This is a genomic window from Planomonospora algeriensis, assembly GCF_977012225.1.
The window spans coordinates 1-1,230 of the sequence record NZ_CDRNDK010000888.1 but is presented as its reverse complement, the minus strand read 5'-3'; the positions used below and the strand labels follow the sequence as shown (position 1 = coordinate 1,230).

At 71.2% G+C, this 1,230-nt stretch carries 2 protein-coding genes; both read right to left on the bottom strand.

Annotated elements, in window-relative coordinates; translation table 11 throughout:
* Positions 1 to 680, bottom strand: a 680-nt coding sequence (locus tag ACWJ6R_RS36660) for a hypothetical protein (RefSeq protein WP_449066598.1), incomplete at its 3' end; no start/stop codon positions are given.
* The coding region (locus tag ACWJ6R_RS36655; RefSeq protein ID WP_449066597.1) for a hypothetical protein at positions 617 to 1,230 on the bottom strand (614 nt) is incomplete at its 5' end. The genes ACWJ6R_RS36660 and ACWJ6R_RS36655, both read right to left, overlap by 64 nt.

The window sequence follows — 1,230 nt, the reverse complement described above, 5'->3', positions numbered from 1 at the left end:
ACCCGGCAGTGGGCGTTGGTGGCCACCAGGTCATCGGGCGACGACAGCCGGCGCAGCCTCCGCGCCGCCGGGAAAGCCCCTCGGGGGATCATCTCCTGGGCCGCCTCCCAGGGAGCGGGCGGAGGAACGAGGAAACCTCCCACGAAGAAGCGCACCTGGCCGGCCACGGCGGGGAGCGCGTATCCGCTCACCACCCCCGATGCGACGACCAACGAGCCCAGCGCGGACGTGGCGCGCACGGGGAACAGGCGGACGAGCAGCGCCGAGAGGGGAACGGCCGCCAGCAGGAGGTACGGGGTGAGGATCTCCCCGACCACGCCGAGCGCCTCCTCGGGCACGGCGGCCACCGGGGCCTCGGGCGAGGAGAGGTGCCGCACCAGGGACATCACTCCGGCCCCTGCCGCGGCGGCGGCGGCGAAGGCCAGCACTCCCGCCCGGGTGGTGATGAACATGCCGGCCCCGCATGCGACCAGCACCCATATGTAGGGATATGACGCGCCCAGGAAGTATCCCTGGCTTCCACCGGGATGCGAGAAGACCAGGGTACTCGTCAACCCGCAGGCGGAGATCCCGACCAGAAGCACGGTGAACGGGTCCCCGGGAAACCTGCCTCCCCTCACCAGTCCCGCCATCGGCATCTTCGCCGCGACGCAGGTGAGCAGGAACACGAGGAGGCACATGACCGCCGCGGCGCCGCCCCCGCCGCGGGGAGCTCGTCCAGTCCGGTCTCCCTCGCGATCGGGAAGCTCAGCAGATTGGCCATCGGATCGAACGTCAGGCCATGGGCTTTCCCATGGAAGAAGAGAATCTGCGTCGCCACGAAGACGCCTGCCACCAGGACGAGCCCGATCGCCCCGGACCGGTGCGCTCTTCTGCGCAGAACCGCTTCGACGACGACCACCAGTGCGAACCCGCCGCCGAGCACCACCAGGAAGGTCGACTTCGAGCAGGCGGCGACGACCGTCAGGATCGATACCAGCAGCCACCGCTCCCAGCGGACGGGGCTCCCGGGCGCGCACCCGAACACTCCGGCGAGTGCGAGCACCAGTGCCGCGAACACGGCCGCCCCGAGGGTGTGGGTCGGGCTGAGCCATCCCAGGCCGGTGCCGAACACGACCGGCCGGGGCGCCCACGGGAACGGGCTCACCGGCGCGATGAAGAACAGCAGGAGAAGCGCCGCCGGGCCGGTCCACGCCCTGCCGCTGATCCGCCAGGCCAACGCGGCGATCA